The following is a 25,023-nucleotide window of genomic DNA, read 5'->3' as shown; positions in this document are numbered from 1 at the left end:
TTCCACCACTTCAGGAGGTTTCGTATGAGCATCTCGAACTCTGTAAGCCGCCGTGCCCTGCTCGCCGGGCTGGCCGGCGCCGGCGCCGTCGGCGTCCTGGGCGGCTCCCCCGCACAGGCCGCAACCCCCCGGGGCACCGGTACCACTGTCGAGATCACCGCACGCCCCTCCGGGGAGGCCGAGGATCGGCCTCTGGGACTACTACGGCGAGATCACCGAGCCGCGCAGTTACGCCCTCAAGCCGGGTGCCAACACCGTCACCGACCCCCACGGCGGACCCGTCTATCTGACCCTCGAAGGCAGTGGGCAACGCGCAGCGGTGAAGTTCCGCGCGGGGGCGGTGCCGATGCCGGTCTTCGCTCTCGGCCGGACCAGCGAGGCCTCGTACCAGGAGCAGCTGGACGCGCTCACCGACGTCCCGTACGTCGAACTGCACGCGGAGCACACCATCATGACCCTGACGCGTGAAGGTGCGCTGCTCTACCGCGACGAGGACCACGCCGCGCTGCTGCAGCTGGTCGAGACCATCATCGACTCGCACGCCCGGATCAGCGGCCTCGACGGATCACGGCCGGTGCACCGCCGCAAGGCGGGTGTCTTCCACTTCACCGAAGTGTCCAAGGTGCCGTCCGGTGTCGGCGCGTACGCGACGCACGGCTACAACGGATTCCCACGGGCCTATCTGGACCGCGCCACCACGGTGGAGGGGTTGCGCACGCGGGGATGGGGGCTGTACCACGAGCTCGGGCACCTGCATCAGCAGTTCGCGTACAAGCCGGCAGGCCTGACCGAAGTCACCGTCAACATCTACTCCCTGGCTGCCCAGCGGACCCTCGGTCAGCCGTCCAACCTGCTCACCGTCGACGCCGGGACGGGAAAGAACTACTTCCAGTCCGCGGCCCCCAAACTCGGCGCCCTCGGGACCAGCTACGAAAAGACCTTCTCCGCCTACGAGAAGCTGGTGCCGCTGCGGCAGCTGGAGCTGGCCTTCGGCGACAGCTTCTGGCCGCAACTGCACCGGCTGGTCCGCGAGGAGAACCCGCAGTCGGCGGCCGGCGAGACGGCCAGGCGCTATCGCGCACTGGCCACCTACTCCAGCCGGGTCGCGGGCTACGACCTGACCGACTTCTTCGTGAAGAAGTGGGCCTTCCCCATCGACGCGACCGGCCTCGCGGAGCTCGCGGCCCTCCAGCTCCCCGAGCCGCCCGTCGACCCGAGCACCCTGGCCGACGCCCCCGCGCCGGTCTCATAGTTGGGAGCATGACCCGGATGACCCCGCCCCACCTCAGCCTTCCCCCGACCGACCGTCTGCTCTCCTCCCGCACCGGCTGGACCCGCGCCCACTGGGAGTCCCTGGCCGACCATCTGCTGGACGCCCTGGTGCCGTATGCGACACCGGGCTTCGCCCAGTACCGGCTGCCGGGACGGGGCAGTTGGTCGGGGGTGGTGTCGGACGGCCTGGAGGGCTACGCGCGCTCCTTCCTGCTCGCGGCCTTCCGGATCGCCGGTGCGGGCGGGGACCCCGATCCGCGTCTGGTGGAGCGTTACGCAGGAGGTCTGGCCACCGGCACCGATCCGCAGTCGCGTGAGGCCTGGCCGAAGCTCACCGACTGCTCTCAGCAGATGGTCGAGGCAGCGTCGATCGCGGTCGCGCTGCACGAGACCCGCCCCTGGATCTGGGACAGGCTCGACACCCGGGTCCAGGAGCGGGTCGTCGACTGGTTCTGCGGATTCGTCGGCCACCGCACCTGGGACAACAACTGGCGGCTCTTCCAGGTGGTGTCCGAGCAGTTCCTGGCCTCGGTCGGCGCTCCTTACCACCAGGCCGACATCGACGGTGGTCTGGACCGGATCGAGGACTGGTACGTCGGCGACGGCTGGTACACCGACGGCGACGGGCGGAACTTCGACTACTACATCGGCTGGGCGCTTCATCTGTACCCGCTGCTGTGGTCGCGGATCGCGGGCGAGGATCCCGATACCGGCCGTACGAAGATCTACCGCGAGCGGCTCTCCGAGTTCCTGGGCGGCTACCAGCACTTCTTCGGCACGGACGGCGCCCCCGTCCACCAGGGCCGCTCCCTCACCTACCGGTACGCGGCGCTCGCCCCGGTGTGGATGGGCGCCCTCGCCGACTGCACCCCGCTCTCACCCGGCCGTACCCGTCGTCTCGCGTCCGGCACGATGCGGCACTTCGCCGAGCGCGGTGTCCCCGACGAGCGTGGTCTGCTGACACTCGGCTGGTACGACACGTTCCTGCCCACCACTCAGCCGTACTCGGGCCCCGCCTCCCCCTATTGGGCGTCGAAAGGCTTCCTCGGGCTTCTGTTGCCGGCCGACCACCCGGTCTGGACCGCACGCGAACAGGCGCTTCCCATCGAGGAGTCCGATCAGTACACCGCCCTGCCCGCTCCCGGCTGGCTGCTGCACGGCACCCGGCACGACGGCATCGTCCGTCTCGTCAACCACGGCAGCGACCACAATCCGCCGGAGGGCGAGGCGCAGGACGATCCGCACTACGCCGCTTTCGGCTACACCACGGCCACGGCCCCCGAGTCGGCTCCGCACGCGGCGGAGCGGGCCGTGGCCAACCATCTCGCGCTGATCGACCCCGAGGGCAGGCCGTCGCGCCGCCGCCGGATCCATCCGCTGACCTGCGACGGACGGACCGCGTCGTCCTGGTACGAGGACGCCGGGGCCAGAGTCGAGACGACCAGTGTGCTGCACGGTCCGTGGGAGATCCGGGTGCACCGGGTCGATGCCCCGGAGGGCGTGACGATACGCGAAGGAGGCCACCCGGTCGCCCACCAGGAGCGTCCATCCGCCGAGGCGGGGCCCGGCTGGGCCCTGGCCCGCACGGCGGACGGTCTGACCAGCGCCGTCGTGGGGCTGTACGGCTGGGATCGCGGGGAGGCACGGGTCGCCCGCGACGTGCAGGCCAACGCGTACGGCCCGCACTCCGCGACGCCGGTGCTGGGCCGCCCCCACCACCCCGGTGGGCGGAGCGTGCAGGTTGCTCTGATCGCCCTGTCCCGCGACACGGTCCATCCCCGCGCGCTCCAGGAGTCCGTCTCGGTGGAGGTGACCGACCATGCGGTCACCCTGGTGTTTCCGGACGGGACCACCCTGAGCGCCTGATGGCGGGCGGACGACAGCGGTCAGATGCCACCGTCCTCGCGGCGGTGGATCTGCGCGACCAGTTCCGCCGCCGCTGCCTTGATGGTCTCGAGTCCGGCGAGTCCCCACTGCCTCGGCACGGTGTCGACCACGCAGACCGCGCCCAGCGCGATGCCGGTCCGGTCGATCAGTGGCGCCCCCAGATAGGAGCGGATGCCGATCTCGTCGACCACCGGGTTCCCGGCGAAGCGCGGGTAGTCGCAGACGTCCTCCAGGACCAGCGCCTTGCGGCGGGCCACCACGTGCGGGCAGTAGCCGTGGTCGCGGGCCATGATGCGGTGGATCCCGCCCGCGGCGGCCACCGCACTCAGGTCGCTGCCGGTGTAGGTGCCGGCCGGGGTGTGCAGGCCCGCGAAGAACTGCCGGTTCTCGTCGATGAAGTTGACCATCGAGTAGGGAGCACGGGTCGCCTCGGCCAGCCGTTGCGCGAACGCGTCGAAGGCCTCCTCCATCCGCTCCCCCAGCCCGAGCCTGCGCAACCTCCTTGCCCTGGCGGGCGCTTCCTGGTCCACCGGGGTCAGCAGCAGTCGGCTCGTCGGGTCGTAGGTCATGGGTGGACTCCCTCGTTGGTGGCCGGCGTGGTGTCGAGCAGATGCCCCACGAGCGTGACGAGCGTGCGGATCCCCGAGCTGGCGATGCGGGCATCACAGAGCACCACCGGAATGTCGGGCTTGAGGTCGAGAGCGGATCGGACCTCCTCCGGTCCGTAGCGGAACGCGCCGTCGAACTCGTTGACGGCGACCACGAATCCGATACCGCGCTGCTCGAAGAAGTCGATGGCGCCGAAGCACTCCGCCAGGCGGCGGGTGTCGGCCAGCACCACAGCGCCGAGCGCGCCCGCGGACAACTCGTCCCACAGGAACCAGAAGCGCTCCTGCCCCGGTGTCCCGAAGAGGTAGAGCACGTGGTGGGCGTCGAGGGTGATCCGCCCGAAGTCCATGGCGACGGTGGTCGTGGCCTTGGACTCGACCCCCTCCAGACTGTCCGTCTGTTCCCCTGCCTGGGTGAGCATCTCCTCCGTGCTCAGCGGTGAGATCTCGCTGACCGCTCCCACGAAGGTCGTCTTACCGACCCCGAAACCGCCCGCGACGAGGATCTTCAGCGCGGTGGGAAAGAGATCAGAGCCGTCGTCGTAGGCCATCGAGCACTGCCTCCAGCAAGGAAAGGTCGGTGGTTTCTTCGTCCGAGCGGGGTGCACGCGTGGTGACCGCCCCGCAGTCCATCAGGTCGGACAGCAGTACTTTCGTGACGACGACGGGCAGCCGCAGGTGGGCTGCGATCTCCGCCACCGAGGTGGGCCGTTCGCACAGCCCCCGTGCCTGGGTGTGTTCAGGTCCGAGGTGTCCGGGCAACACCACTCCGGTCGCCATCACCTGGGAGAGCAGGTCGAGTTCGGTCGTGGGGCGGGTGCGGCCGTTGCTCACGGCGTACGGGCGGATCAGTCGGCCGGCCGCCTCGTCCAGCCAGGGGCTGTCCTGCGGAAAAGGCACGCTCAGCGCCCCGTGGCACTCGATGCGCCGGCCCGCCTGCGGGCCGGCGTGACCAGGTACGGCCGGACGCTCTTGACCAGCATCGCCATTTCATAGCCGAGCACCGCCGCGTCCGTCTCACGGCCGGCCAGCACGGCGAGGCAGGTGCCCGAGCCCGCGGTCGAGACGAACAGCAGGGTCGAGTCGAGTTCGACCACCACTTGGCGGACCTCACCGTTGTCGCCGAAGCGTGCGCCCGCGCTGCGGCCGAGGGAGTACAGGCCGGAGGCGAGCGCCGCCATGTGGTCGGCGCTGTCGGCATCGAGCCCGTGCACGGATTTCACCAGACCGTCGGCGGAGAGCAGGACGGCGTTGCGGGTGAAGGGGACACGCTGGACCAGCCCGCTCAGCAGCCAGTCGAGATCGGACGCATGTCCGGTCGGCACATCGCTCACCATGGTGCATCTACTCCTTGGAAGTGTCGTCGTCAGGCTGCGGGCCGTCGGTCCGCCCGTGGTCGGGCTCCCGCTCCGGCTGCGCCTCAGCGAGGCTGATGCCGCGCTGGAACGCAGCCACCAGCCCGGGGTCGTGGACGGCGGGGTGCTCGTCCTCGGAGCGCGCGGCGGGCGCGTCCCTGAGCTGGGGAACCAGGTGCTGCTGGCTGTGACGTCGGGGCAGCTCGGGACGGTGTTGCAGGGAGCGCGCCGCCGGAGGTGGTGGCTCGGCGTCCTGCGGGGGGCCGTACTGGGCGCCCGGGAGGGCAGCGGCCGGGTTGGGCCGCTCGCCCTGGGCCTCCCGGACCGGCAGGGGGGCAGGCGAAGCCGCGAGCGGCGCGGACAGTTCGTCCAACGGCTCGGGGGGCCGGGGCTGCGGCACGGCCTGCTGCGGTGGATACGGCTGATCTCCGGACTGGGCGGATGGCTGCGGGGCGCGGACCGAGGCCGGTTGGAGCCCGTTCTGATCGGTGCCGAGCAGTCCGGCGGGCAGCACGAGCACGGCCTGCACACCGCCGTAGATGTTGGTCTGCAGTCTGACCGAGATCCCGTGTCGGCGAGCCAGCGCCGCGACCACATAGAGGCCGATCCGACCGTCCTGGAGGAGCCGTCCGACGTTGACCTGGTCGGGGTCGGCGAGCAGGGCGTTCATCTTGCCCGCCTCGGTGACCGACATGCCCAGACCCCGGTCCTCGACCTCGACGGCGAGCCCGGATGTGACGTACTGCGCGCGCAGCAGGACCTGGCTCTGCGGAGCCGAGAACACCGTGGCGTTCTCGACGAGTTCGGCCAGCAGGTGGATCACGTCGGCGACCGCATGGCCGCGCAGCGTGCCGTCGATCGGCGGCACGAGTTTGACCCGCGGATACTGCTCGACTTCGGCGATGGCGGAGCGCAGCACCTCGGTCAGCGTGACCGGGTTGGACCACTGGCGCCGGGAGATCGCACCGCCGAGGACGGCGAGATTCTCCGCATGCCGGCGGATCCGGGTGGCCAGATGATCGACGTGGAAGAGCCCCTTGAGCAGCTCCGGGTCTTCGACCTGGTTCTCCAGCTCGTCGAGCAGCTGGATCTCCCGGTGCACCAGGGACTGTAGCCGGCGTGCGAGGTTGACGAAGACCTCGACCTTCTGTTCGTCGCCCGCGCTGCTGGACAGTTGAGAGGCCTGTACCGCGGAGACCACAGCGATCTCCTGCGCCCGGACGATTTCCCGGGCGAGCAGGTCGAAGGCGTCGCCGCCGGCCGGGCCGGCCGGTGACCCCGGTCCGGCGGGCGGTCCCTCGCCGCGCCTGAGCCGGTCGACCACCGACCGCAGGTCGGCCTGGCCGAGCGCGATCGAACGGCGCAGCGCGTTGCAGCGGTCGAGCACCGTGCGGGCCACCCGGTCGGCGCCCAGCGCCGCGGCGGCCATGGCGGCCGCGGTGAGGGCCGCACAGGCGGCGAGGACGCCGCGCAGGGCGGGCGAGGGATGAACTCCGACCGAGTGGATGGTGAAGACGACGGCGGCGGTCCCGCTGAGCGCGGCGACCACGGTCGGCAGCACGGCGGCACGCAGCAACTGCGGCCGTATGCGGGCCTCGGGCGGCGGCGGTACGGAACGGGGTCGGCGGGGAGCGGACGGGGCCGGGCGGGGGCCCGGCGGGACGGAACGGTTGCCCGTCCGTCCGTGCCGTCCGCCTTCTGGGCGGTCCGTCCGCGCAGCGGGTGCGCGAAGATGAGACATCAGCGTCCTCGGTACGTGGGATACCAGGGCTCACCGACAGGGACCCAACTCGTCCGTTGCGTCTTCCTGTTGATCAGCAGCCACTCACAGTAGTCGCCACGCCGTCACGCTCGATGTGCAGTTGCCGAACTTGCGCGCCCAGCGTCCCGCTCTGGTATGAGGGTTCGCACGGGCGCCCGAAAATTATGCTGCTGTCATGCCACGGTTTGCGCCGCGGGGCGCTGTGCCGCCGCCCTCACTGCGCGGGCGCGTCGTCCCGGTGGGGAAGCTTCCAGTCGGGACGCACGAAGTGGCAGGTGTACCCCTGCGGGTAGCGCTCCAGGTAGTCCTGGTGCTCGGGTTCCGCCTCCCAGAAGGGTCCGGCGGGCGCCACTTCGGTCACCACGCGGCCGGGCCACAGCCCCGATGCCTCGACATCGGCGATGGTGTCGTGGGCGACGCTCTTCTGCTCGTCGTTCGTCCAGAAGATGGCCGACCGGTAGCTGGCTCCGATGTCTCCGCCCTGCCGGTTCAGCGTGGTCGGATCGTGCACCTGGAAGAAGAACTCCAGCAGCGTACGGAAGGTCGTCTGCTGCGGATCGAAGAGGATCTCGATCGCCTCGGCGTGGTTTCCGTGGTGGCGGTAGGTGGCGTGGGGGACGTCCCCGCCCGTGTAGCCGACGCGGGTGGAGATCACGCCCGGATAGCGGCGGATCAGGTCCTGCATACCCCAGAAGCAGCCCCCGGCGAGAACCGCACGCTCGGTCGATGTGGTGGTCATGATGTCTCCAGCCTCCGAGCACGAAATTCAGCAAAATGGGCTTGACAGCCCATAATATCAGGTCTCCAGGTTGAGCAGCGTGGTCTTGGCGGCCGGACCTCCCACGTAGCCTCCCTGCGTGCCGTCGCTGCGCACCACGCGGTGGCAGGGCAGCACGACGGGAAGCGGATTGGTCGCGCAGGCCGTACCGACCGCGCGCACCGCCTTGGGGCTGCCGACGAGTTGGGCGACCTGGGCGTAGCTCAGCGTGTGTCCGTAAGCGATCTCCGGCAGGTGGCTCTGCACCAGCCGGCGGAAACCGCTGGAGAGGGTCAGGTCCAGAGCAAGGTCGAAGGTCCTCCGCTCCCCGGCGAAGTACTGGTCGATCTCGCGCGCAGCGTCGTCCAGTCGCGCCGGAGCCCGTATCACCCGGGGACTCAGCCGGTCCGCCAGGTTGTCCAGCACCTTCTCGTGATCCTCGCCGGCGTAGGCGACGCGGACCAGGCCCTTGGCAGTGCGGGCGAGCAACAGGGGGCCGACCGGGGTGTCGATGGTCGTGTAGGCCACATCCCGGAAGCCGTCGCTCAAGAAGACGTCGCTCAAGAAGACGCTCCGGAGCCTCGCAACGTGAGGCCCGGCCGGCCGGTTGCGAACGTTTCGATGTAGGCGATCGCGCCGTTCAACGCCGCGCGCAGCGGGCCCACGCTCGCTGCCGCCTGATCAAGGAGCATTCCGCCCTGGAACGCGGCCATCAACACATAGGTGAGCTGTTCCGGATCCGCCGCCGCACTGAGCTCGCCGCGGTCCCGCATCGCCCGCAGACCGCAGCGGAACAGGTCCTCCCAGCGGTCGAAGCCGTCCGCCAGGTCGTCCCGGACCTCCGGCCCCGTCTTGAGCACCTCACTGGCGAGCGAACCGAACGCACACCCGCCGCGACACAGGTCCTCCCGCTCGATGTAGGAGTCGGCCCACAGCCGCAGCGCGGCGAAGCTGTCGAGGTTGCCGAGCGCGGGGATCCGGTGCGCGCGAATCACCGAATCGGCCCGCCAGGCGATCACCGCGCGGACCAGGCTCTCCTTGGTGGGAAAGTGGCGGCTCAGCTGCGACCCGCTCACCCCGGTGGCCCGGCGAATGGCCTCGTTGTTGGTGTTCTGCACACCGTGCTGGTAAATGAGCCGCGCTGCCGCCTCGACGATGCGCTCCCGGGTGACGAGTCCCTTCGCGGTGAGCCGCTGCGCTGGTGCTTCGGTGCCTGCCATGTGGCAAGCATAGGCCTGAAAGGGCCTAGCAGCCCTTAATTCGGGTGCCTCCGAGCCCGCCGCTCATGCCTCGCCCACGAGGTCCGAGTCCTTGACCGTGGCCTCGGCGACTGCCGGCCAAGGGGTCCAGCCCGCCCCCGTAGCAACGGCGACGTTCCGCCACCACGGAGTTGCCGGGGTCGGACTCGCCGGCTCGAACGGCTCGCCGGGCACCGGAGTCGCTACCGCCTGGCCGACCTTGTGCGCCGCGTGCAGCGTGCGTTCGGCCGGCTCGGCCCATGGGTGGAACGCCAGGTTGAACGTGCCCCAGTGGATCGGCAGCAGCACGCCGTGCGGCTTGCCCTGTTGCAGGTCGAACTGGGCTTTGATCCCCTCATCAGGGGTCATGTGAATGTCAGGCCAGTACTCGCTGTACGCACCGATTTGGATCATGGTGGCGTCGAAGGGTCCGTGCGCGGCGCCGATGTCCTTGAAGCCGGGGAAATAACCGGTGTCGCCGCTGTGATAGATCCGATGCTCGGGGCCTCTGACGGCCCAGGACGCCCAGAGCGTGTGCTGCTGGTTGCGCAGTCCGCGACCACAGAAGTGCCGGGCCGGGGTGGCGGTGAGGCTGAGCCCGGCCACCTGGGTGGTCTCGTTCCAGTCCAGCTCGCGCAGCCGGTCCGGCGCCACCCCCCAGCGCTCCAGGTGGGCGCCGACACCGAGCGGCACCGCGAAGACCGTGTCGGTGCCCGCCAGCGCCTGGATGGTGGGGAGGTCGAGGTGGTCGTAGTGGTCGTGCGAGATCACCACGACATCGACCGGACCGAGCGAGGCGAGCGGTACCGGAACGGGGTGCAGCCGCTTTGGCCCCGCGAAGGAGAACGGTGAGCAGCGTTCACCCCAGACCGGGTCGAACAGCACCCGTCGCCCGTCGATCTCCGCGAGGACGCTGGAATGGCCCATCCAGGTGAGCCGCAGACCGGAGGCCGGTGGTTGGGCCAGATCGGCAACGGTGGTGGCATGGACGGGCACGTTTCCCGCCGGGGCCCGGAGGACCCGCTCGTCCTTACGGAAGTAGATCTTCGCGAACTCCAGCATCGATCCGGACTGGCCGGTTCTGCTGCCCTCCGGATTCTGAAATGTCCCGTCGGCGAAGTTCGGCGAGCGTCGGATGCGCTCCATCCGCTCCCCGGCCGGATCCGCGCCGAAGCCTTCCGGCCGCATCGCGCGGAGCCGGGCACGCAGAGAACGGGAGTCGGGCACGGGGACCTCCAGATGTTCGTTGTCGCTCCATTATGTGCGGCCGGTACGACAGAGGGGGGAATGCGCGGTGAGCGATGCCATCGTCCCGGGCATTCAGAGCGGCAGCAGATCCGGACGCTTCGCCGCGACATGATCGCCGGATGACTCGCCGCGCAGCCGGCGCCCGATCCACGGCACCAGGTGCTCGCGAGCCCATTGGATGTTGTCGCGGCGCATCTCGGCCGAGCCGCGCGGCCGCTCCGGCGGCCAGGGCTGGTCCGGGTCCGCGGGCACGTCGAGACCGAGCACCTGGGCGGCGCGCAGCGCGACCCTGGTATGCCCTTCCGGCGACAGGTGCAGCCGGTCGGCGTCCCAGGCGCGCCTGTCCTGGATGGTCTTGAGCGACCAGAGGTCGAGCACCGGGCAGCCGTGGCGTGCGGCGATCACCCGGACATGTTCGTTGTACGTCGCGATCTTGCCGCGCAGATGGCGCAGGACCGGGACCCCGCGGGTGTCGAAGCCGGTGGTCACCATGACGGTACCGACCGAGCCGCTCAGGTCGGCCAGCGCACGCTCGAAGCGCTCCGCCGCGTCGTCCGGGTCGGAGCCCGGCCGGATGATGTCGTTGCCGCCCGCGGAGAAACTCACCAGATCCGGCGCCAGTTCCTTGGCCCGCGGCACCTGCTCGTCGACTACCTGGTCCAGCAGGCGCCCTCGGACGGCGAGGTTCGCGTAACGGAAGGTGTGTTCGGGGACGCGGTCGTCGAGAAGTACCGCGAGCCGGTCGGCCCAGCCGACGAAGGTCCCGTTGGGTCCCGGGTCACCGACTCCCTCGGTGAAGCTGTCGCCGATCGCCGCGTACGACCCGATGATGTCCCTGTTTTTGATTGCCGAATCGTCTGACACAAAGGCTCATCCTGCACCTCGCGATATGGCCTGCGCGACCGAATTGGCGGGGTGACGGGCCGTGAGAAAGGCCACCCGGCCTGTTTGCGTAAAGCCGGAATAAGCGAAGCCCGGGCCCTGCGGTCACGGCGAGAGCCACGCGGACCCCGGCAGGAGGCGATGTCGTATCGTCAAAAGCCGCAGACCCGATCGCATCCGCCCGGAGGAGCTTCCCGTGACGCAGCAACTGCCGCAGGTCCCGTCGACAGAGCCCGAGCTCGCCGGGGTGCGCAACTTCCGCGACGTGGGTGGCCTGCCGACCGTGGACGGCCGGCGGGTGCGGCAGGGCAGGCTGTTCCGCAGCGGTCACCTCGCGCATGCGACCGCCGCCGACGCCGCCTTTCTCTCCACCCTGGGACTGCATACGGTCTTCGACTTCCGCAATGCCGCCGACCAGGCCCTGGACGGACCGGACGTGGAACTGCCCGGGGTGCGCAATGTGAACATTCCGCTGACGGACCCGGCCGACGGCTCGGAGTTCTGGAAGATGGTCCGGGACGGCCATCTCGACGACCTGCGCAAGGTGCTCGGGGACGGCAGGGCTGCTGACCGGATGACCGCCTCCTACCGGTCGATCATCAAGACCCGCACCGGCGAGCACAGCCGGGTGCTGCACGCTCTCGCCGAGGACAGTGTCCCGGCGTTGATGCACTGCGCGGCGGGCAAGGACCGGGCAGGCGTCTCGATAGCGATCTCGCTGCTGGCCGTGGGCGTCGAGCGCGATGCCATCGAGGCCGACTACCTGAAGTCGAACGACCTGCACCGGCGTTACCGGGTGAAGCGCGGCGACGCGTCGTCAGCCGCGAAGTCACCGGAGGTCATGGAGCTGCTCAGTCCGCTCTTCGAGGCCCGCGCGGAGTATCTGGCGGCGGCTTTCGCCACCGTGGACGAGGTCTGGGGCACCCCCGACCGTTACCTTGCCGAGGGGCTGGGGATCACCCCCGAGACCCGGGAGAAGCTGCGCGTCAGGCTGCTGGACGACCCGTCCTGACCGCGTCCCCTGCTGACGGCTTCCCCTGCTGACCGCGTCCACTGCCGGCTGTGTCTACTGCTGGCCGCCCACCGTGAACAGCAGATAGAGGAATCCGGCGAACAGGTGTCCCGCCACCAGGTAGGCGAAAAGCCTGATGACGAGGCCCCTGGGAAACTTCTTCTCCTCGTGCTTGACGGACATGACAGGTCTCCCTCGTTCAGTGCAGATCCGGGCTCTGCAGCAGCGTGTGCACAAAGAGCAGCTCGGTCCCCGCGCGAGTGGCTGCGGCGATGCGGTGCGGGGTCAGTGAGTCGAAGTGCGCGCTGTCCCCGGGCGCGAGCTCATGGACGGCCTCCCCGAGGGTCAGCCGCAGCGTCCCGGCCAGCACGTGCAGCCACTCCTCGCCGGGATGCACCCGCACCAGGTCGCCCTGCGCCCCGTACGGCACCTGGATCCGCAGGGCCTGCATCGCGCGTCCCGAGCCACCCGCCGTGTGGTACGTCCAGCCGTCCGCCTCCACCGCCTCACGGAACCCGCCACGGATGATCGGGTCCCGCTCGGGCGGCGTCTCACCGAGCAGTTCGGAGACCGTCGTACCGTAGATGCGGGCGAGGGAGAGCAGCATCGGCAGCGAAGGCTGCCGGGCCGCCGTTTCCAGTCGGGACAGATGCGCCGGGGAGAGGCCGGCCCGGCGGGCGGCGGTCTCCAGGGTGAGCCGCGCGCGGCGGCGCAGTTCACGCAGCCGCGGTGCGACGTCGGGGAGCTGACCGGCTGGATCGCTCGGGGGCTTGCTCATGCACCCCATTGGGACAGCAAAATGCCTCAGAGGCAATTTTTTTGCCTCTGAGGCAAATTCCCCGCGGGGTGTCACCGGTTGGCGACGGCCTGCTTCACCAGCGTTTTGCTGAAGTCCCACATCAGGCCGCCGCCCCCGTGCGCATCGTCCATAACGGCCGTGAACGCCTCCACGAAGCGGTCCACCTCCTGTTCGCCGATGGTCAGCGGCGGAATCAGCTTGATCACTTCCAGGTGGTCGCCGGAGACCTGGGTGAGGATGCGGTGCCGCTGCAGCAGCGGTACCACCACCATCTGCGCGAAGAGGCCCTTGCGGGCGGCCTGCAGCATGGTCCACCGGCTGCGGAGCTTCAGTGACGTGGGACGGCCGAACTCGATGCCGATCATCAGCCCGCGCCCGCGCACGTCGTGCAGCAGTTCGTACTTCGGAACGAGCGCGGCCAGCCGGCTCCTCAGCAGTTCCCCGGTGGTCCGCGCGTTGGCGACGACTTCCTCGTCCTCCATCACCGAGAGCACCGCGAGCCCGGCGGCCATCGCCTGGGCGTTGGAGCCGAAGCTGGCCGAGTGCACCAGCACCCGGTCCATCGACGAGTAGACCTTCTTGAAGATCCAGTCCTTGCCGAGGGTCGCGCCGACCGGCACGTAACCGCCGGAGAGCGCCTTGGCGACGCAGACCAGGTCCGGTTCGACCCCCGCCTCGTGCTGGTAGGCGTAGAAGTCCCCGGTCCTGCCGAGGCCGGTCTGCACCTCGTCGGTGATCAGCAGCGCCTTGTACCGGTGCAGCAGCTCCTGGGCCGCCCGCAGGAACCCGGGCGGCGAGGCCAGTACTCCCTTGCCCTGGATCGGCTCGATGACGAAGCCGGCCACGTCTCCGCGCCGCAGTTCCCGCTCCAGTGCGTCCAGATCACCCATCTCGATGGCAGTGTCCGGCAGCAGCGGTGCGAAGCCGTCCCGGAATCCGGTCTCCCCGTTCACCGAGAGCGACCCGGTGGTGAGACCGTGGAAGGCATGCGAGCAGTACAGGATCCTCGTCCTGCCCGTCGCGTACCGGGCGAACTTGAGGGCGGTCTCCACCGCTTCGGTACCGCTGTTGCCGAAGAACACCCGGTCCAGGTGCGGTGAGTGCGCCAGCAGCTTCTCGGCCAGCAGCCCGGGCAGCGGCTGACAGTCGAACCGGGTGAGATCCGCGAGCGAGGCATCCAGGACGTCATGCAGCGCCTTGCGCACCACCGGGTGATGCCGGCCCAGGCCCATCACGCCGAAGCCCGCGAGCATGTCGAGGTAGTCGTTGCCCTCGGCGTCCCAGAAGTACGCTCCCTCGGCCCGCTCGTAGACGTTGTCGAAGCCGATGGTGTGCAGCATGCGCGGCAGCTGGTGATTCAGATACCTGGTATGCAGTTCGTAGCGCTCGGCGCCCCGCTCGGCCAGCAGGGTGGCCAGGTCGAAGCCCTTGGGCGCGCCATCCGTCATTCCGTCGTCTCCTTGGCTGTCAGGGCGGCGCTGATCCGTCCCGCGATCTCGACGGGCGTGAGCCCGATGTCGGCCAGTACCTCGGCGCGCTTGGCGTGTGCGAGGAACTGTTCCGGGATGCCGAACGTGCGCAGCGGCACGTCGACACCGCCGTCGCGCAGCGCCTGCCCGACCGCCGAACCCACGCCGCCGCTGCGGCTGTTGTCCTCGACGACAGCGACCATACGGTGTCCGGCGGCCAGCGGCGGGAGCTGCTCGTCCACCGGCTTGACCCAGCGGGGGTCGACGACCGTACAGCCGATGCCCCGGCCCGCCAGGAGCTCGGCGGCCTGCAGGCAGACCGGCGCGAGCACACCCACGGCGACCAGCAGCACATCGGGGCGCTCGGCGCGGTGCAGCACGTCGATTCCGCCCACCCGGTCGACGGCCGGCACGGGCTCTCCCACCGACTCCTTGGGGAAGCGGATCACCGTCGGCGCGTCGTGCACGTCGACGGCTTCCCGGAGCTGCGCCCGGAGCTGGTCCGCGTCGCGCGGGGCGGCGATCCGCAGCCCGGGCACGACCTGCAGGAAGGACATGTCCCACATGCCGTTGTGCGAGGGCCCGTCGACACCGGTCACGCCGGCCCGGTCGAGTACGAAGGTCACCCCGCACCGGTGCAGGGCGACGTCCATCAGCAGCTGGTCGAAGGCCCGGTTCAGGAACGTCGCGTACACCGCGACCACCGGATGCAGGCCACCGGTGGCCAGCCCGGCGGCGGAGACCGTCGCATGCTGTTCCGCGATGCCCACGTCCCAGACCCGGCCGGGAAAGCGCTCGGCGAACTTCGCCAGACCGACGGGCTGGAGCATGGCCGCGCTGATGGCCACCACGTCCGGGCGCTCCGCCCCGATCGCGGCGATCTCGTCGCCGAACACCGAGGTCCAGGAAGGCCCGTTGGGCGGGGCGAGCGGCTCGCAGGTCAGTGGGTCCATGACGCCCACGGTGTGGAAGTGGTCCGCGTCGTCCTCCAGGGCAGGCGGATAGCCGCGGCCCTTCTCGGTCAGGCAGTGCACCAGCACCGGCCCGTGGAAGCGTTTCGCGCGGGCCAGCGCCGACTGGACGGCTTCGATGTCGTGCCCGTCGACCGGACCGAGGTATTTCAGCCCCAGATCCTCGAACATGCCCTGCGGTGCGAAGGCGTCCTTGAAGCCCTTCTTCGCGCCGTGCAGCGATTCGTACAGCGGCCGGCCCACGACGGGGGTGTTCTGGAGCACGTCCTTCCCCCAGCCCAGGAACCGTTCGTAGCCGTCGGTGGTGCGGAGCGTGGCGAAGTGGTTGGCCAATCCGCCGATCGTCGGACCGTAGGAACGCCCGTTGTCATTGACGACGATGATCAGCGGTCGGTCGTCGGCGGCGGCGATGTTGTTGAGCGCCTCCCAGGCCATCCCGCCGGTGAGCGCCCCGTCGCCGATCACGGCGACGACATGGTCGGTCCTGCCGAGCACCTCGTTGGCCTTGGCGAGTCCGTCGGCCCAGCCCAGGACGGTGGAGGCGTGCGAGTTCTCGATGACGTCGTGGTCGGACTCCTCACGGGAGGGATAGCCGGAGAGTCCGCCCTTGCTGCGGAGTTTCGAGAAGTCCTGCCGTCCGGTGAGCAGTTTGTGCACGTAGCTCTGGTGGCCGGTGTCCCACAGGATGCGGTCGGCGGGTGAGTCGAAGACCCGGTGCAGCGCGATGGCGAGTTCGACCACCCCCAGGTTCGGCCCCAGATGACCGCCTGTCCTGGCTACCGCCTGAACCAGGAACTCCCTGATCTCCTCGGCCAGTTCGCCCAGCTCCGCGGCCGGCAGCGCCTTCAGGTCGTGCGGCCCCCGGATATGCTCCAAGATCGACACGCTCGGGCCCCCTCTCGGATTCTTTTCAGCTCACACTGACGTCGCCGCCGCCGGCCCGGCCTGGCAGCGCCGCGAGGGGCGGCGTCGCGCAGGGGCCGGGCCGGCGGCTCGGGGAACCCGGGTGTCACAGGCTCTCCAGCGGTGGTCATCACGTCACCCGCGGTTTCCCGAGACGGTCTCGCGGGCGGCCCTGATGGTTTCCTTGAGCGAGCCCATGGTGGCGAGGACGGCGGTCGGTTCGTAACCGCAGTGCGCCATGCAGTTGGCGCAGCGGTCGTCCTTGCCGCGGCCGTACTTGTCCCAGTCGGTTTCCTCGACGAGTTTCTTGTAGGTGGTCACATACCCGTCGCTCATCAGGTAGCAGGGGCGCTGCCAGCCGAAGAGCGAGTAATTGGGAATCGCCCATGCGGTGCACGGGAAGTCCACCTTGCCTTCCAGGAAGTCCAGGAAGAGCGGCGAGTGGTTCAGACGCCAGCGGCGCCTGTTGCCGCCCGCGAACGACTTCTTGAAGAGCTCCCTGGTCTGCTCCACCCCCAGGAAGTGCTCCTGGTCGGGCGCCTTCTCGTAGGCGTAGGCGGGCGAGAGCATCATCTCGTCCACATCGAGGTCGTCGTTGAGGAAGTTGAGAACCTCGATGATGTTCTGCGGGGTGTCGGTGTTGAAGAACGTGGAGTTGGTCGTGACCCGGAAGCCGCGCCGCTTCGCCTCCTTGATGGCCTCAACGGCCTCGTCGAACACCCCCTCTTTCGCTACTGATTCGTCGTGCCGCTCGCGCAGTCCGTCGATGTGCACGGTGAACGCGAAATAAGGGGAGGGCGTGAACTTCTCGATCTTCTTGCGCAGCAGCATCGCGTTGGTGCAGAGGAAGACGTACTTCTTCTTCGCCACCAGCTGCCGCACGATCTCATCGATCTGCGGGTGCATCAGCGGTTCGCCACCCGCGATGGAGACCATCGGGGCGCCCGACTCGAGGACCGCTCCGACGGCCTGTGCCACCGGCATACGCTGCTTGAGGACGCCCGCCGGGTGCTGGATCTTCCCGCAGCCCTCACAGGCGAGGTTGCACGCGTAGAGCGGTTCCAGTTCGACGATCAGCGGGAACTTCTCACGCCTGCGGAGCTTCTGTTCGAAGAGATACGTCCCGACCCTGATGGTCTGGCGAAGCGGCATGGCCATCTAGCTCACCTCCTGGGGAGCAGCAAAGAACGGTGCCATTCATAGAAAGCTGGAAGGACGGCACGGAGAACACGGAAGGCCGATATTCCTCCGCGAACCGTCCCGATGGAAACGAGTTCATGTTCTGGAGCGTCCACGACCACTCGTACGGCCGCAACCGGGCGGGGCCCGGTCCCTACGGCGCTCCAGAGCGTCGCCGCGGACTCCATGTCCACGGCGATCGCCCCTGTGGCACGCAGCTCGGCCTGCTCATGGCCGCGTACCACATGGTCCGAACCGGTCAGCGGACCGGTGTGCACGGTGTGTCCGGGCAGGGCGGCAGTGAGGGCCTTGGCAAGCACCTCGGTCCCCACGCAGGCGGTGGTGCCACCGCCGCCCCTGGTCTCCTCGGCGACGATCAGGTCACCCGGGTGCATCCCGGGCAGCAGACCTGCGCAGAAGCCGGACGCGATCACGGCGGTGTCCAGGGCAGCGGCCCCGCCGAGCACGCGGGTGACGGCGGAGGCGGCCGCCTCGGGGCCCATGCCCGTGCGGAGCACCGTCACCGGCCCCGGGGCACCACTGCGGTCGCCGCTGCGCAGGGCGAGTCGCTCGATGCCCAGCGCACAGGCGATCAGCAGTGGTGTCCCCGGAGCCGTGGTCATCAGTGGGTCCGCCGTGATGCGGCGAAGGGCTCCCCGTGGACATAGCGGCCCAGTGCGGTGAGCGGGAAGACCTGCCGGTAGAGGTGGTAGTTGATGGAGAAGTCCCAGGGAAAGCCGGTGCCGGTGAAGTACGGCTCGTCCCATGAGCCGTCCGCACCCTGGGCTCCGGCGAGCCAGGAGACGCCCCGTTCCACGGTCTTGTTCTCCCGCTCCCCCGCCGCCAGCAGCGCCAACAGTGCCCAGGCGGTCTGGGATGCCGTCGATACGCCGTGGCCGATCCACTCCTCGTCCTTGTACGAGCGGAGGTCCTCGCCCCAGCCACCGTCCTCGTTCTGCACGGACTCGAGCCAGCTGACCGCCCGGCGGATCGCCGGGTGCGAGGTCGGCAGGCCGGCCGCGACGAGTGCGGGGACCACCGAGCCCGTACCGTAGACGTAGTTGACGCCCCAGCGGCCGAACCAGGCGCCGTTCGCCTCCTGTTCGGCGAGCAGCCACTCGATGCCGCGCTGGGTACGGGGGTCTTGCGCCAGTCCCTCGACGGCCAGCATCTCCACCACATGGGCGGTGACATCCGCCGACGGCGGGTCGATGACCTCACCGAAGTCGCAGAAGGGCAGCCGGTTGGGGAAGGGGCTGGAGTTGTCGGCGTCGAAAGCGCCCCAGCCTCCGTCCTTGGACTGCATCCCGAGGTTCCAGCGCACACCGCGCGCGATGGCCCCTTCGAGCCTGCCGTGGTCGGGCACGCTGACCCGGCGCAGTGCCAGGGCGACCTCGGCGGTGTCGTCGATGTCCGGGTAGTTGTCGTTGTGGAACTCGAACGCCCAGCCGCCCGGCGCGAGTTCCGGACGGCGCACGGCCCAGTCGCCCGGCCGGTCGATCTCCTCGCCGAGCATCCACTCGGCGGCCTTGACGAGAGCCGGGTGGTCGGGGCTCACCCCCGCGTCGGCCAGTGCGATGGTGGCCAGGCAGGTGTCCCAGACCGGGGACTGGCAGGCCTCGATCATGCGGGAGCCGTCCTCGCGCCAGACCGCGAACCGGTCCAGTGACGCCAGACCGGCCCGCATCACCGGGTGGTCGATGTCGTAGCCGAGCAGATGCAGTGCGATCACCGAATACACGGCAGGCGGCTGGATGCCGCCCCAGCAGCCGTCGTTCTCCTGGCGCTCGATGATCCAGCGCGCCGCCGCGTTCATCGCCGTCCTGCGCAGCCTGCGCGGGGCGAACCGGTGGTACACGTGCAGCGCCTTGTCGAGGCGCTGGAACGCGCCGTCCCAACTGGCCACCGGAGCGAGACGTTTCGCCGGATTGGGATCGGCCGGGTCGATGTGCAGTTCGTCGAGGGTGAACGGCGCCGGACGGACCGGACGCTTCGCGGAGACGACCGTCAGCGGCACGATCGTCTGACGTGCCCAGCAGCCGAAATCGTAGATATTGAGCGGCAGCCACTTCGGGAAGAAGATCACCTCCGGTGGCATCTCGGGGAGGTCCTCCCACTTCCACCAGCCGAAGAGCGCGAGCCAGATCCGGGTGAAGACCCTGCTCGCCGCGACGCCGCCGTGCGCTCGGATCCAGGCGGAGGCCAGCGCCATGTGCGGGGCGTCCGGGGTGTCCCCGGCGAGTCGCAGCGCGACATACGCCTCGATCGTGGTGGACAGTTCGCCGGGGCCCTCGAAGAACGTGGCCCAGGTACCGTCGGGGCGCTGCTCGCCCCGGATGAACCGGCCGGCCGCCTCGGTGGTCCGCGCGTCCTGGATGCCGAGGAACTGCCGCAGCAGCAGGTCCTCGGCGTCCATGGTCACGTTCGTCTCGAGGTCGCCCTTCCACCAGCCCTGGGCGTCCTGGGCGCCCAGCAAGTACTCGACGGAACGTGCCGCGGCCTGTTCGGCGGCCGTGCGTACCGGATCGCCGAGCGGCGTCGCGGGGGCCGTGGTGGCGGCCACGGTCGTTGCGGTTGTGGTGCTGGTTGCAGTTGTTACGGTTGTTTCGCTGGCCGCGGCTGCGCGGGGCTCCAGGGCTCCGGGGCTTCCGTCGGTCGTCGCTGTCATGGCTTCCCCTTCGTGCAGTTGCTTCCTCTGCTGTGCTGGGGTCTCCGTCGGCCGGCGCCGCGGGGCACCGGCCGGCGACCGCGATTTATGTGGCGATGGTGATCATCTCTTCCGTACTACGACGAAGTCCGCGAGCGCGACGAGTTGCGCTCGTACCTTTTCCGGCATGTCGACGCCGGTGAGGGCGTCGACCGCGATGGCGTGCTGCCTGCGGGCCTCCTCGGAGGTCCACGCGCGGCCGCCCGCCTCCTCGATCAGAGCCGCCCTCGCGGCGAACTCCTCCTCGGAGAACGTGTCGAAATCACTGCACTTGGCGTCCGCGGCGAGCAGTGCGCCCAGCTGTTCGGATGCCGGGCCGCCTGCTGCGAGCGCCGCGACGACCGGTAGCGACTTCTTGCGCTGGCGCAGATCGCTCCAGGTCTGCTTGCCGGTGGCTTCCGGGTCGCCCCAGATGCCGAGCAGGTCGTCGACAGCCTGGAAGGCGAGGCCGAGGTGATGCCCGTACGACTCCAGGATGTCGGCGGTGCGGTCGTCGGCGCCGCCGAGCACGGCGCCGATGGATACCGCACAGGCGAGCAGCGCGCCGGTCTTGTTGCCCTCCATCTCCAGGCACTCCTCGACGGTGACCCGTTCGCGGTGCTCGAAGGAGATGTCCTGGGCCTGGCCGTCGATCAGCTTCCGGCTCGCGGTGGTGAGCCGCCGCGTCGCCCGCCCGGCCTCCACGGTCCCGATCTCCAGCAGGATCTCGTTGGCGAGTGCGAACAGCGCGTCGCCGACGAGGATCGCCTGAGCGGGTCCGTGCACCTTCCAGACGGTGTCGCGGTGGCGGCGCTGCTCGTCGCCGTCCATGAGGTCGTCGTGCAGCAGCGAGAAGTTGTGGACGAGTTCGACGGCCACCGCCCCGGGGATGCCGACCTCGGCGGCGGCGCCGGCCGCCTCGGCGGAAAGCAGCGCCAGCGCCGGGCGGACCGCCTTTCCGCCGTCGCCGTGCGCCGGGCGGCCCTCGGCGTCGATCCAGCCGAAGTGGTAGGCGGCGACGGTGTCCATGGGCGGCGCGAGCCGGTCAACGGCAGCACGCAGCACCGGTGAGGACAGTGTCCGTCCGCGCTCCAGAAGCGCGACAATGTCGACGGTGTCTGCGGCCGGGGTCACAGGCTCTCCTCTTGTTCCAGTAGCAATGCTCATGCCGCCTCCTGAAGCGGATGATCGTGGGAGCGCCCGAGCGCGGAGAGCGCAGCCCGTGCGGCGCTGAATCCGCTGCGCACGGCGCCCTCCATGGTCGCGGGCCATCCGGTGGCGGTCCATGCGCCGGCCAGGTAGAGGCCGGGGGCCCGGGTGGGGGCCCCGGGACGCAACTGTCCGACCCCGGGAGCGGGCGCGAAGGTCGCGGTCCGTTCCCGGGTGACGAAGAAGTCCCGTACGGCGGCGCCCCGGGCGGCCGGCAACAGCCGCTCGAGCTCCGGAAGATAACGCTCGCGCAGTACGGAGACCGGCGCGTCGATGTCGTCGTCGGCGGCGGACTGGGACACGGCCAGATACTGTCCACCGCCCGTCAGTCCCGAGATGTCGGTCCGGTCGAAGACCCACTGGACGGGGCTGCCGAGCGCGGCGAAGAAGGGCTTGCGCAGCACCGTGCGGTCGTACACGACATGGAGGTTGAGGATCGGTGAGGTGCCGATCTCCAGCAGCCGGTCGGCCTCGTCGAGAGCCCCTTCGGGCAGCAGCGCGTGGGTCTCGCGCTGCGGCACGGCGAGTACCACCGTGTCCGCCTCGAGCGTCTCGCCGGGGATCTCCACCTGCCAGCGTCCGTTGTCCGCGCGGACGACCCCTGCCGCCCTGGTGCGCAACTCGGTGCGGACGCCGGCGGAGTCGAGTGCCTTGCGGGCGAGGGTGTCGTGCACTTCACCCAGCGGTACCCGCGCCCAGCCGATGTCAGCGGCGCCCGGCTCGGAGAGAAGGCCGGTCTTGAAGACCATCGCGGCGAGCCCGAGCGAGGCATGCGGTGCGGTGACGTTGAGCGTCGCGACGCCCACCAGGTCCCAGAGCGCCTCGATGGTGCGGTCCGACTGGCCGTGGCTGCGCAGCCAGCTCGCGAAGTCGACGGAGTCGAGCGCCGGGTCGGCGAGGTCCAGCCGCTTGAGGGCCAACGCAGCCCGACCGACGCTCGCTCGCTCGGCGAGCGAGAGGTGCGGATAGGTCGCCAGGCTCCGGGCCAGATGGAGCGGTACGGGCAGCGCGCTGCGGCGGAGCCGGCCGAGCCGCGGGCCGCCGGCCGCCGCGATGTCGAGCACCGGCACGTCGAGCCGGTCCTGCAGCGGGGCCAGGGCGGCTCCGTCGACGCGGTCGAGGAACCAGCGGTAGGCGGTGCAGCAACGGAGGTACACGTGCTGTCCGTTGTCGACGGTGAGGTCGCCGCGGCGGAAGGAGAAGACCAGGCCGCCCAGGCGTGGCCGCCCTTCGACCAGGGTGACCCGTACCCCGGCGTCGGCGAGTTGGAGTGCCGCGGTGATGCCCGCCAGGCCACCGCCGACCACTACGGCATCAGCGGGCCGCGTGCCCTCGGTTCTCATAGCCCCTCCTCTGTGGCCCCGTCGCCCGGGCAGGCACGACAGGCCGTTGACGTCAGGGACGCCTCGGTCCCCCGTGAGGTTGAGAGCTGTCCGAACGCCGGCGGCAGTGGCGGTCCTTCGAAGGGCATCAGGCACGCCGCCGGGCGCTCTGCCGGGCAATGGACCTGGTATCGAACCCGGACAGACCACGCACCGCGACATAGGCCTTCTCCCGGCCCGGCAGCGAAACCCGGCCGCGCAGGACGGCCTCCGGGTCGCGCTCGATGCGGTCGAGGAGGCGCCGGTAGATACCTGCCATGGCGGCGACGCAGGCGCCGCTGCGGCGGTCGAGGTAGGGCAGCAGCCGGTACCCCTCGGCGAAGAGCGCACGGGCCCGGCGGACCTCGAAGTGCACCAGTCCGGTGAAGTCGGAGCCCGCGGGCGGCGTCGCACTGTGGAAGCCCTCGGCGCAGCCGAACTTCGCCAGGTCGTCGGCGGGCAGGTAGCTGCGTCCGTTGCCCGCGTCCTCCCGGACATCCCTGAGGATGTTGGTGAGTTGCAGGGCGAGACCGAGGGTGTCGGCGTACTCGGGCGCCCGGTCCGCGCCGGGCACGCCCGCTCCGCCGCCGAAGATGCCGAGCGAGAGCCGGCCGATGGCGCCCGCGACGCAGCGGCAGTAGACCTCGAGGTCGTCCCAGGTCTCGTAGGTCTCGCCGCGGACGTCCATCAGTACGCCGTCGATGAGTTCGTCGAGCCCGCCGAGCGGGATCGGGAAACGGCGCGACGCGTCTGCCAGAGCCACCGCGACCGGGTCCGTGTCGTCCTCGGCGACGGCGCCTTCGCGGATGCGACCGAGGAGTTCGCGGGTCGCCTCGAGACGCGTCTGCTTGACCTCCGGGGCGAGTTCGCCGTCCCCGATGTCGTCGACGCGCCGCGAGAAGGCGTACAGCGCGGACATGGCCAGGCGCTTGTCGGTCGGCAGCAGCCTGATGCCGTACGCGAAGTTGCGGGCCTGCTGCCCGGTCACGGCCTCGCAGTAGGTGTATGCGGCCATTACGGCCCCGGACACCGGCGTTTGTCCCTCCACGGTCCCGCTCACCCCTCTCTACGCGTTCCTCGCAAGACGGCTCCCACTTCGCGCAGCAGTCCGAGCTTGGTTGGCTTGGGCGGTCCGGGGAGTACGTCGAACCCGGCGGCGGCGACCGCCTTGAGGGCGGCACTTCCACCGGCCACGAACCCGGCGAGCAGCAGCTTGAGTCTGCCGTGGACGCTACCCACCAGGGGGGTGCCTTCATTCAGCAGATCGCGGGCGCGTTCGGCTTCGTACGCGACCAGCGCGCGCACCGACGCGCCCGCGGTCGGCGCGGCCAGATCCGCTTCCCGGACATGGAACCGCGACATGTCCTGAGCCGGGAGGTAAATACGGTCGCGGCCGAGGTCCTCGGTGACGTCCTGGAGGTGCTCGACGATCTGCAGCGCGGTGCAGATGGCATCCGAGCGCCTGATCCGCTCGGGGCTCGCGGCGCCGGTGAGCTGGAGCACCAGGCGGCCCACCGGGTTGGCGGAGAGTTCGCAGTAGGCGAGCAGGTCCTCGTAGGTTTCGTACCGCCTGACCTTCTGGTCCTGGCGGTTGGCCTCGATGAGTCCGAGGAACGGCTCGGGGGTGAGTGCGCAGCGGCGGACGGACGGCTGCAGCGCGCGCAGGATGGGGTGGCGCGGCCCCCCGTCGGGTCCCGTCGGGTCCGCGGCGTTTCCGAAGACCCGGTGCAGATCGGCCTCGAAAGCGTCGAGCATCGCGAGGCGGTCGTCCGCCTGTTCCGGGGCCAGGCCCAGGAGCCGGGCATCCGTGGAGCCGGCGGCGAGATCGCCGTCCCCGATGTCGTCGACGAGGCGGGCATAGCCGTACACGGCCATCAGGTCCTCGCGCCAGGCCCGGGGCAGGAAGAAGGGGGCCACCGGGAAGTTCTCGTCGGTGGCCTTGTCGAGCGTCGTGCGCGCATGGAGATCGGTGCCCGCGTCGCCGCCCCCCGTCATCGCATATGTCCAGGCGCGGGAACGGCGGAAGCGTCTCGGAGCTGGGACACGTCCGTTGCCATTGCCGTCACATCTCCCGTTCTACACTGCCAACTCAATGCATCCCTTTTCGGACACGCCGCACGGACCTTCGAGCAGGGCGCCGCCGGTTGGGCGTCGCAGGACTGTCGCCCCGCTCGCCGATCATCAGCACCGGTACAGCTTACGTTGTACAACTACCGACTCGTCGGCGGGGTGTAGCGCGCATTACGAGAACAATGCAATCAGCGCCAACCTTCCCCACTCGGACCTTACTTGACGATCACTTGACTCTTTCGGACCAGCGTGCCGGGATCGGCACCTGTCCCCGGTGCCCAGCCGGCCCCCGGTCAAAACGCGTCGGCCGAAACGCAGCAGCCAAAGGCGGCAGTCAAAGGCGGCAGCCGAAACG

The 25,023-nt window shown here is 69.8% G+C and carries 24 protein-coding genes; 3 read left to right on the top strand and 21 right to left on the bottom strand.

The window, feature by feature from the left end; all coding sequences use genetic code 11:
- Positions 1–52: 52 nt before the first annotated feature.
- Both AB0436_RS05605 and AB0436_RS05600 read left to right on the top strand, forming a co-directional pair.
- The gene (locus AB0436_RS05605; protein ID WP_366466418.1) at positions 53–1,252 is read left to right on the top strand and encodes a M60 family metallopeptidase; all 1,200 of its coding nucleotides are present in this window, start codon (positions 53–55) and stop codon (positions 1,250–1,252) included.
- Between the two features lie 17 nt (positions 1,253–1,269).
- On the top strand, positions 1,270–3,138 hold the full coding sequence (locus tag AB0436_RS05600) for a DUF2264 domain-containing protein (protein ID WP_366466878.1): 1,869 nt from the start codon (positions 1,270–1,272) through the stop codon (positions 3,136–3,138).
- Positions 3,139–3,158: 20 nt separating this feature from the next.
- On the opposite strand, the gene AB0436_RS05595 is transcribed toward AB0436_RS05600, so the two are convergent.
- The 10 genes from AB0436_RS05595 to AB0436_RS05550 form a co-directional block, all read right to left on the bottom strand.
- Positions 3,159–3,728, bottom strand: a complete 570-nt coding sequence (locus tag AB0436_RS05595) for a GAF domain-containing protein (RefSeq protein ID WP_366466417.1) — start codon at positions 3,726–3,728, stop codon at positions 3,159–3,161.
- A complete protein-coding gene (locus AB0436_RS05590; protein ID WP_366466416.1) occupies positions 3,725–4,318 on the bottom strand; it encodes an ATP/GTP-binding protein in 594 nt (197 codons plus the stop codon). The genes AB0436_RS05595 and AB0436_RS05590 overlap by 4 nt, the downstream gene beginning before the upstream one ends.
- Positions 4,296–4,667, bottom strand: coding sequence for a DUF742 domain-containing protein (locus tag AB0436_RS05585; protein ID WP_366466415.1), 372 nt, complete (start codon positions 4,665–4,667; stop codon positions 4,296–4,298). Before AB0436_RS05585 ends, AB0436_RS05590 begins: the two co-directional genes overlap by 23 nt.
- A gap of 2 nt (positions 4,668–4,669) precedes the next feature.
- Positions 4,670–5,104, bottom strand: coding sequence for a roadblock/LC7 domain-containing protein (locus AB0436_RS05580; protein ID WP_366466414.1), 435 nt, complete (start codon positions 5,102–5,104; stop codon positions 4,670–4,672).
- Between the two features lie 7 nt (positions 5,105–5,111).
- Entirely contained in the window at positions 5,112–6,863 is a 1,752-nt protein-coding gene (locus AB0436_RS05575; protein ID WP_366466413.1) for an ATP-binding protein, read from the bottom strand.
- 235 nt (positions 6,864–7,098) lie between these two features.
- Positions 7,099–7,623, bottom strand: a complete 525-nt coding sequence (msrA, locus tag AB0436_RS05570) for a peptide-methionine (S)-S-oxide reductase MsrA (protein ID WP_366466412.1) — start codon at positions 7,621–7,623, stop codon at positions 7,099–7,101.
- A gap of 57 nt (positions 7,624–7,680) precedes the next feature.
- On the bottom strand, positions 7,681–8,205 hold the full coding sequence (locus tag AB0436_RS05565; RefSeq protein ID WP_366466411.1) for a methylated-DNA--[protein]-cysteine S-methyltransferase: 525 nt from the start codon (positions 8,203–8,205) through the stop codon (positions 7,681–7,683).
- The gene (locus tag AB0436_RS05560; RefSeq protein WP_366466410.1) at positions 8,202–8,861 is read right to left on the bottom strand and encodes a TetR/AcrR family transcriptional regulator; all 660 of its coding nucleotides are present in this window, start codon (positions 8,859–8,861) and stop codon (positions 8,202–8,204) included. Before AB0436_RS05560 ends, AB0436_RS05565 begins: the two co-directional genes overlap by 4 nt.
- A gap of 63 nt (positions 8,862–8,924) precedes the next feature.
- The gene (locus AB0436_RS05555; protein ID WP_366466877.1) at positions 8,925–10,067 is read right to left on the bottom strand and encodes an MBL fold metallo-hydrolase; all 1,143 of its coding nucleotides are present in this window, start codon (positions 10,065–10,067) and stop codon (positions 8,925–8,927) included.
- Positions 10,068–10,199: 132 nt separating this feature from the next.
- Positions 10,200–10,991: an SGNH/GDSL hydrolase family protein gene (locus AB0436_RS05550; RefSeq protein ID WP_366466408.1), complete on the bottom strand. Its 792-nt coding sequence runs from the start codon at positions 10,989–10,991 to the stop codon at positions 10,200–10,202.
- Positions 10,992–11,205: 214 nt separating this feature from the next.
- Here AB0436_RS05550 and AB0436_RS05545 point away from each other — a divergent pair, with 214 nt between their 5' ends.
- Complete coding sequence (locus AB0436_RS05545) at positions 11,206–12,021, top strand: tyrosine-protein phosphatase (RefSeq protein WP_366466407.1); 816 nt, start codon at positions 11,206–11,208, stop codon at positions 12,019–12,021.
- Between the two features lie 54 nt (positions 12,022–12,075).
- Here AB0436_RS05545 and AB0436_RS05540 read toward each other — a convergent pair whose 3' ends face one another.
- The 11 genes from AB0436_RS05540 to hpnC form a co-directional block, all read right to left on the bottom strand.
- Positions 12,076–12,204 carry a DUF6126 family protein gene (locus AB0436_RS05540; protein ID WP_365855304.1) on the bottom strand — a complete coding sequence of 43 codons (129 nt, stop codon included), beginning with the start codon at positions 12,202–12,204 and terminating at the stop codon, positions 12,076–12,078.
- Positions 12,205–12,220: 16 nt separating this feature from the next.
- Positions 12,221–12,799: an XRE family transcriptional regulator gene (locus AB0436_RS05535; protein WP_366466406.1), complete on the bottom strand. Its 579-nt coding sequence runs from the start codon at positions 12,797–12,799 to the stop codon at positions 12,221–12,223.
- Between the two features lie 71 nt (positions 12,800–12,870).
- Positions 12,871–14,268, bottom strand: a complete 1,398-nt coding sequence (locus tag AB0436_RS05530) for an aspartate aminotransferase family protein (RefSeq protein ID WP_366466405.1) — start codon at positions 14,266–14,268, stop codon at positions 12,871–12,873.
- Positions 14,265–16,145: a 1-deoxy-D-xylulose-5-phosphate synthase gene (gene dxs / locus AB0436_RS05525; protein WP_366466404.1), complete on the bottom strand. Its 1,881-nt coding sequence runs from the start codon at positions 16,143–16,145 to the stop codon at positions 14,265–14,267. Before dxs ends, AB0436_RS05530 begins: the two co-directional genes overlap by 4 nt.
- Positions 16,146–16,298: 153 nt before the next feature.
- Positions 16,299–17,321 carry an adenosyl-hopene transferase HpnH gene (gene hpnH, locus AB0436_RS05520; RefSeq protein ID WP_365855296.1) on the bottom strand — a complete coding sequence of 341 codons (1,023 nt, stop codon included), beginning with the start codon at positions 17,319–17,321 and terminating at the stop codon, positions 16,299–16,301.
- Between the two features lie 5 nt (positions 17,322–17,326).
- Positions 17,327–17,965 (bottom strand): 1-hydroxy-2-methyl-2-butenyl 4-diphosphate reductase, encoded by a 639-nt coding sequence (locus tag AB0436_RS05515; protein WP_366466403.1) that lies wholly within the window; start codon positions 17,963–17,965, stop codon positions 17,327–17,329.
- Complete coding sequence (shc, locus tag AB0436_RS05510; RefSeq protein ID WP_366466402.1) at positions 17,965–20,010, bottom strand: squalene--hopene cyclase; 2,046 nt, start codon at positions 20,008–20,010, stop codon at positions 17,965–17,967. Before shc ends, AB0436_RS05515 begins: the two co-directional genes overlap by 1 nt.
- A 102-nt stretch (positions 20,011–20,112) precedes the next feature.
- The gene (locus tag AB0436_RS05505; RefSeq protein ID WP_365855290.1) at positions 20,113–21,195 is read right to left on the bottom strand and encodes a polyprenyl synthetase family protein; all 1,083 of its coding nucleotides are present in this window, start codon (positions 21,193–21,195) and stop codon (positions 20,113–20,115) included.
- The gene (gene hpnE / locus AB0436_RS05500; RefSeq protein ID WP_366466401.1) at positions 21,192–22,580 is read right to left on the bottom strand and encodes a hydroxysqualene dehydroxylase HpnE; all 1,389 of its coding nucleotides are present in this window, start codon (positions 22,578–22,580) and stop codon (positions 21,192–21,194) included. Before hpnE ends, AB0436_RS05505 begins: the two co-directional genes overlap by 4 nt.
- Positions 22,581–22,707: 127 nt before the next feature.
- Entirely contained in the window at positions 22,708–23,658 is a 951-nt protein-coding gene (hpnD, locus tag AB0436_RS05495) for a presqualene diphosphate synthase HpnD (protein ID WP_366466400.1), read from the bottom strand.
- A complete protein-coding gene (gene hpnC, locus AB0436_RS05490; protein ID WP_366466399.1) occupies positions 23,655–24,593 on the bottom strand; it encodes a squalene synthase HpnC in 939 nt (312 codons plus the stop codon). Before hpnC ends, hpnD begins: the two co-directional genes overlap by 4 nt.
- Between the last annotated feature and the right edge of the window lie 430 nt (positions 24,594–25,023).

Source organism: Streptomyces sp. NPDC051322 (assembly GCF_040689485.1).
Lineage (GTDB): Bacteria > Actinomycetota > Actinomycetes > Streptomycetales > Streptomycetaceae > Streptomyces.
Note: the sequence above shows the minus strand (reverse complement) of the source record. Positions and strands in the feature narration are given on the sequence as shown.

Bases quoted from the DNA above. Each gene is read 5' to 3' on its own strand.
- AB0436_RS05600 (WP_366466878.1), top strand. From the start codon at position 1,270: ATGACCCCGCCCCACCTCAGCCTTCCCCCGACCGACCGTCTGCTCTCC.
- AB0436_RS05595 (WP_366466417.1), bottom strand. From the start codon at position 3,728: ATGACCTACGACCCGACGAGCCGACTGCTGCTGACCCCGGTGGACCAG.
- AB0436_RS05590 (WP_366466416.1), bottom strand. From the start codon at position 4,318: ATGGCCTACGACGACGGCTCTGATCTCTTTCCCACCGCGCTGAAGATC.
- AB0436_RS05580 (WP_366466414.1), bottom strand. From the start codon at position 5,104: ATGGTGAGCGATGTGCCGACCGGACATGCGTCCGATCTCGACTGGCTG.
- AB0436_RS05575 (WP_366466413.1), bottom strand. From the start codon at position 6,863: ATGTCTCATCTTCGCGCACCCGCTGCGCGGACGGACCGCCCAGAAGGC.
- msrA (WP_366466412.1), bottom strand. From the start codon at position 7,623: ATGACCACCACATCGACCGAGCGTGCGGTTCTCGCCGGGGGCTGCTTC.
- AB0436_RS05560 (WP_366466410.1), bottom strand. From the start codon at position 8,861: ATGGCAGGCACCGAAGCACCAGCGCAGCGGCTCACCGCGAAGGGACTC.
- AB0436_RS05555 (WP_366466877.1), bottom strand. From the start codon at position 10,067: ATGCGGCCGGAAGGCTTCGGCGCGGATCCGGCCGGGGAGCGGATGGAG.
- AB0436_RS05540 (WP_365855304.1), bottom strand. From the start codon at position 12,204: ATGTCCGTCAAGCACGAGGAGAAGAAGTTTCCCAGGGGCCTCGTCATC.
- AB0436_RS05535 (WP_366466406.1), bottom strand. From the start codon at position 12,799: ATGAGCAAGCCCCCGAGCGATCCAGCCGGTCAGCTCCCCGACGTCGCA.
- AB0436_RS05530 (WP_366466405.1), bottom strand. From the start codon at position 14,268: ATGACGGATGGCGCGCCCAAGGGCTTCGACCTGGCCACCCTGCTGGCC.
- hpnH (WP_365855296.1), bottom strand. From the start codon at position 17,321: ATGGCCATGCCGCTTCGCCAGACCATCAGGGTCGGGACGTATCTCTTC.
- AB0436_RS05515 (WP_366466403.1), bottom strand. From the start codon at position 17,965: ATGACCACGGCTCCGGGGACACCACTGCTGATCGCCTGTGCGCTGGGC.
- shc (WP_366466402.1), bottom strand. From the start codon at position 20,010: ATGACAGCGACGACCGACGGAAGCCCCGGAGCCCTGGAGCCCCGCGCA.
- AB0436_RS05505 (WP_365855290.1), bottom strand. From the start codon at position 21,195: ATGAGCATTGCTACTGGAACAAGAGGAGAGCCTGTGACCCCGGCCGCA.
- hpnE (WP_366466401.1), bottom strand. From the start codon at position 22,580: ATGAGAACCGAGGGCACGCGGCCCGCTGATGCCGTAGTGGTCGGCGGT.
- hpnC (WP_366466399.1), bottom strand. From the start codon at position 24,593: ATGACGGGGGGCGGCGACGCGGGCACCGATCTCCATGCGCGCACGACG.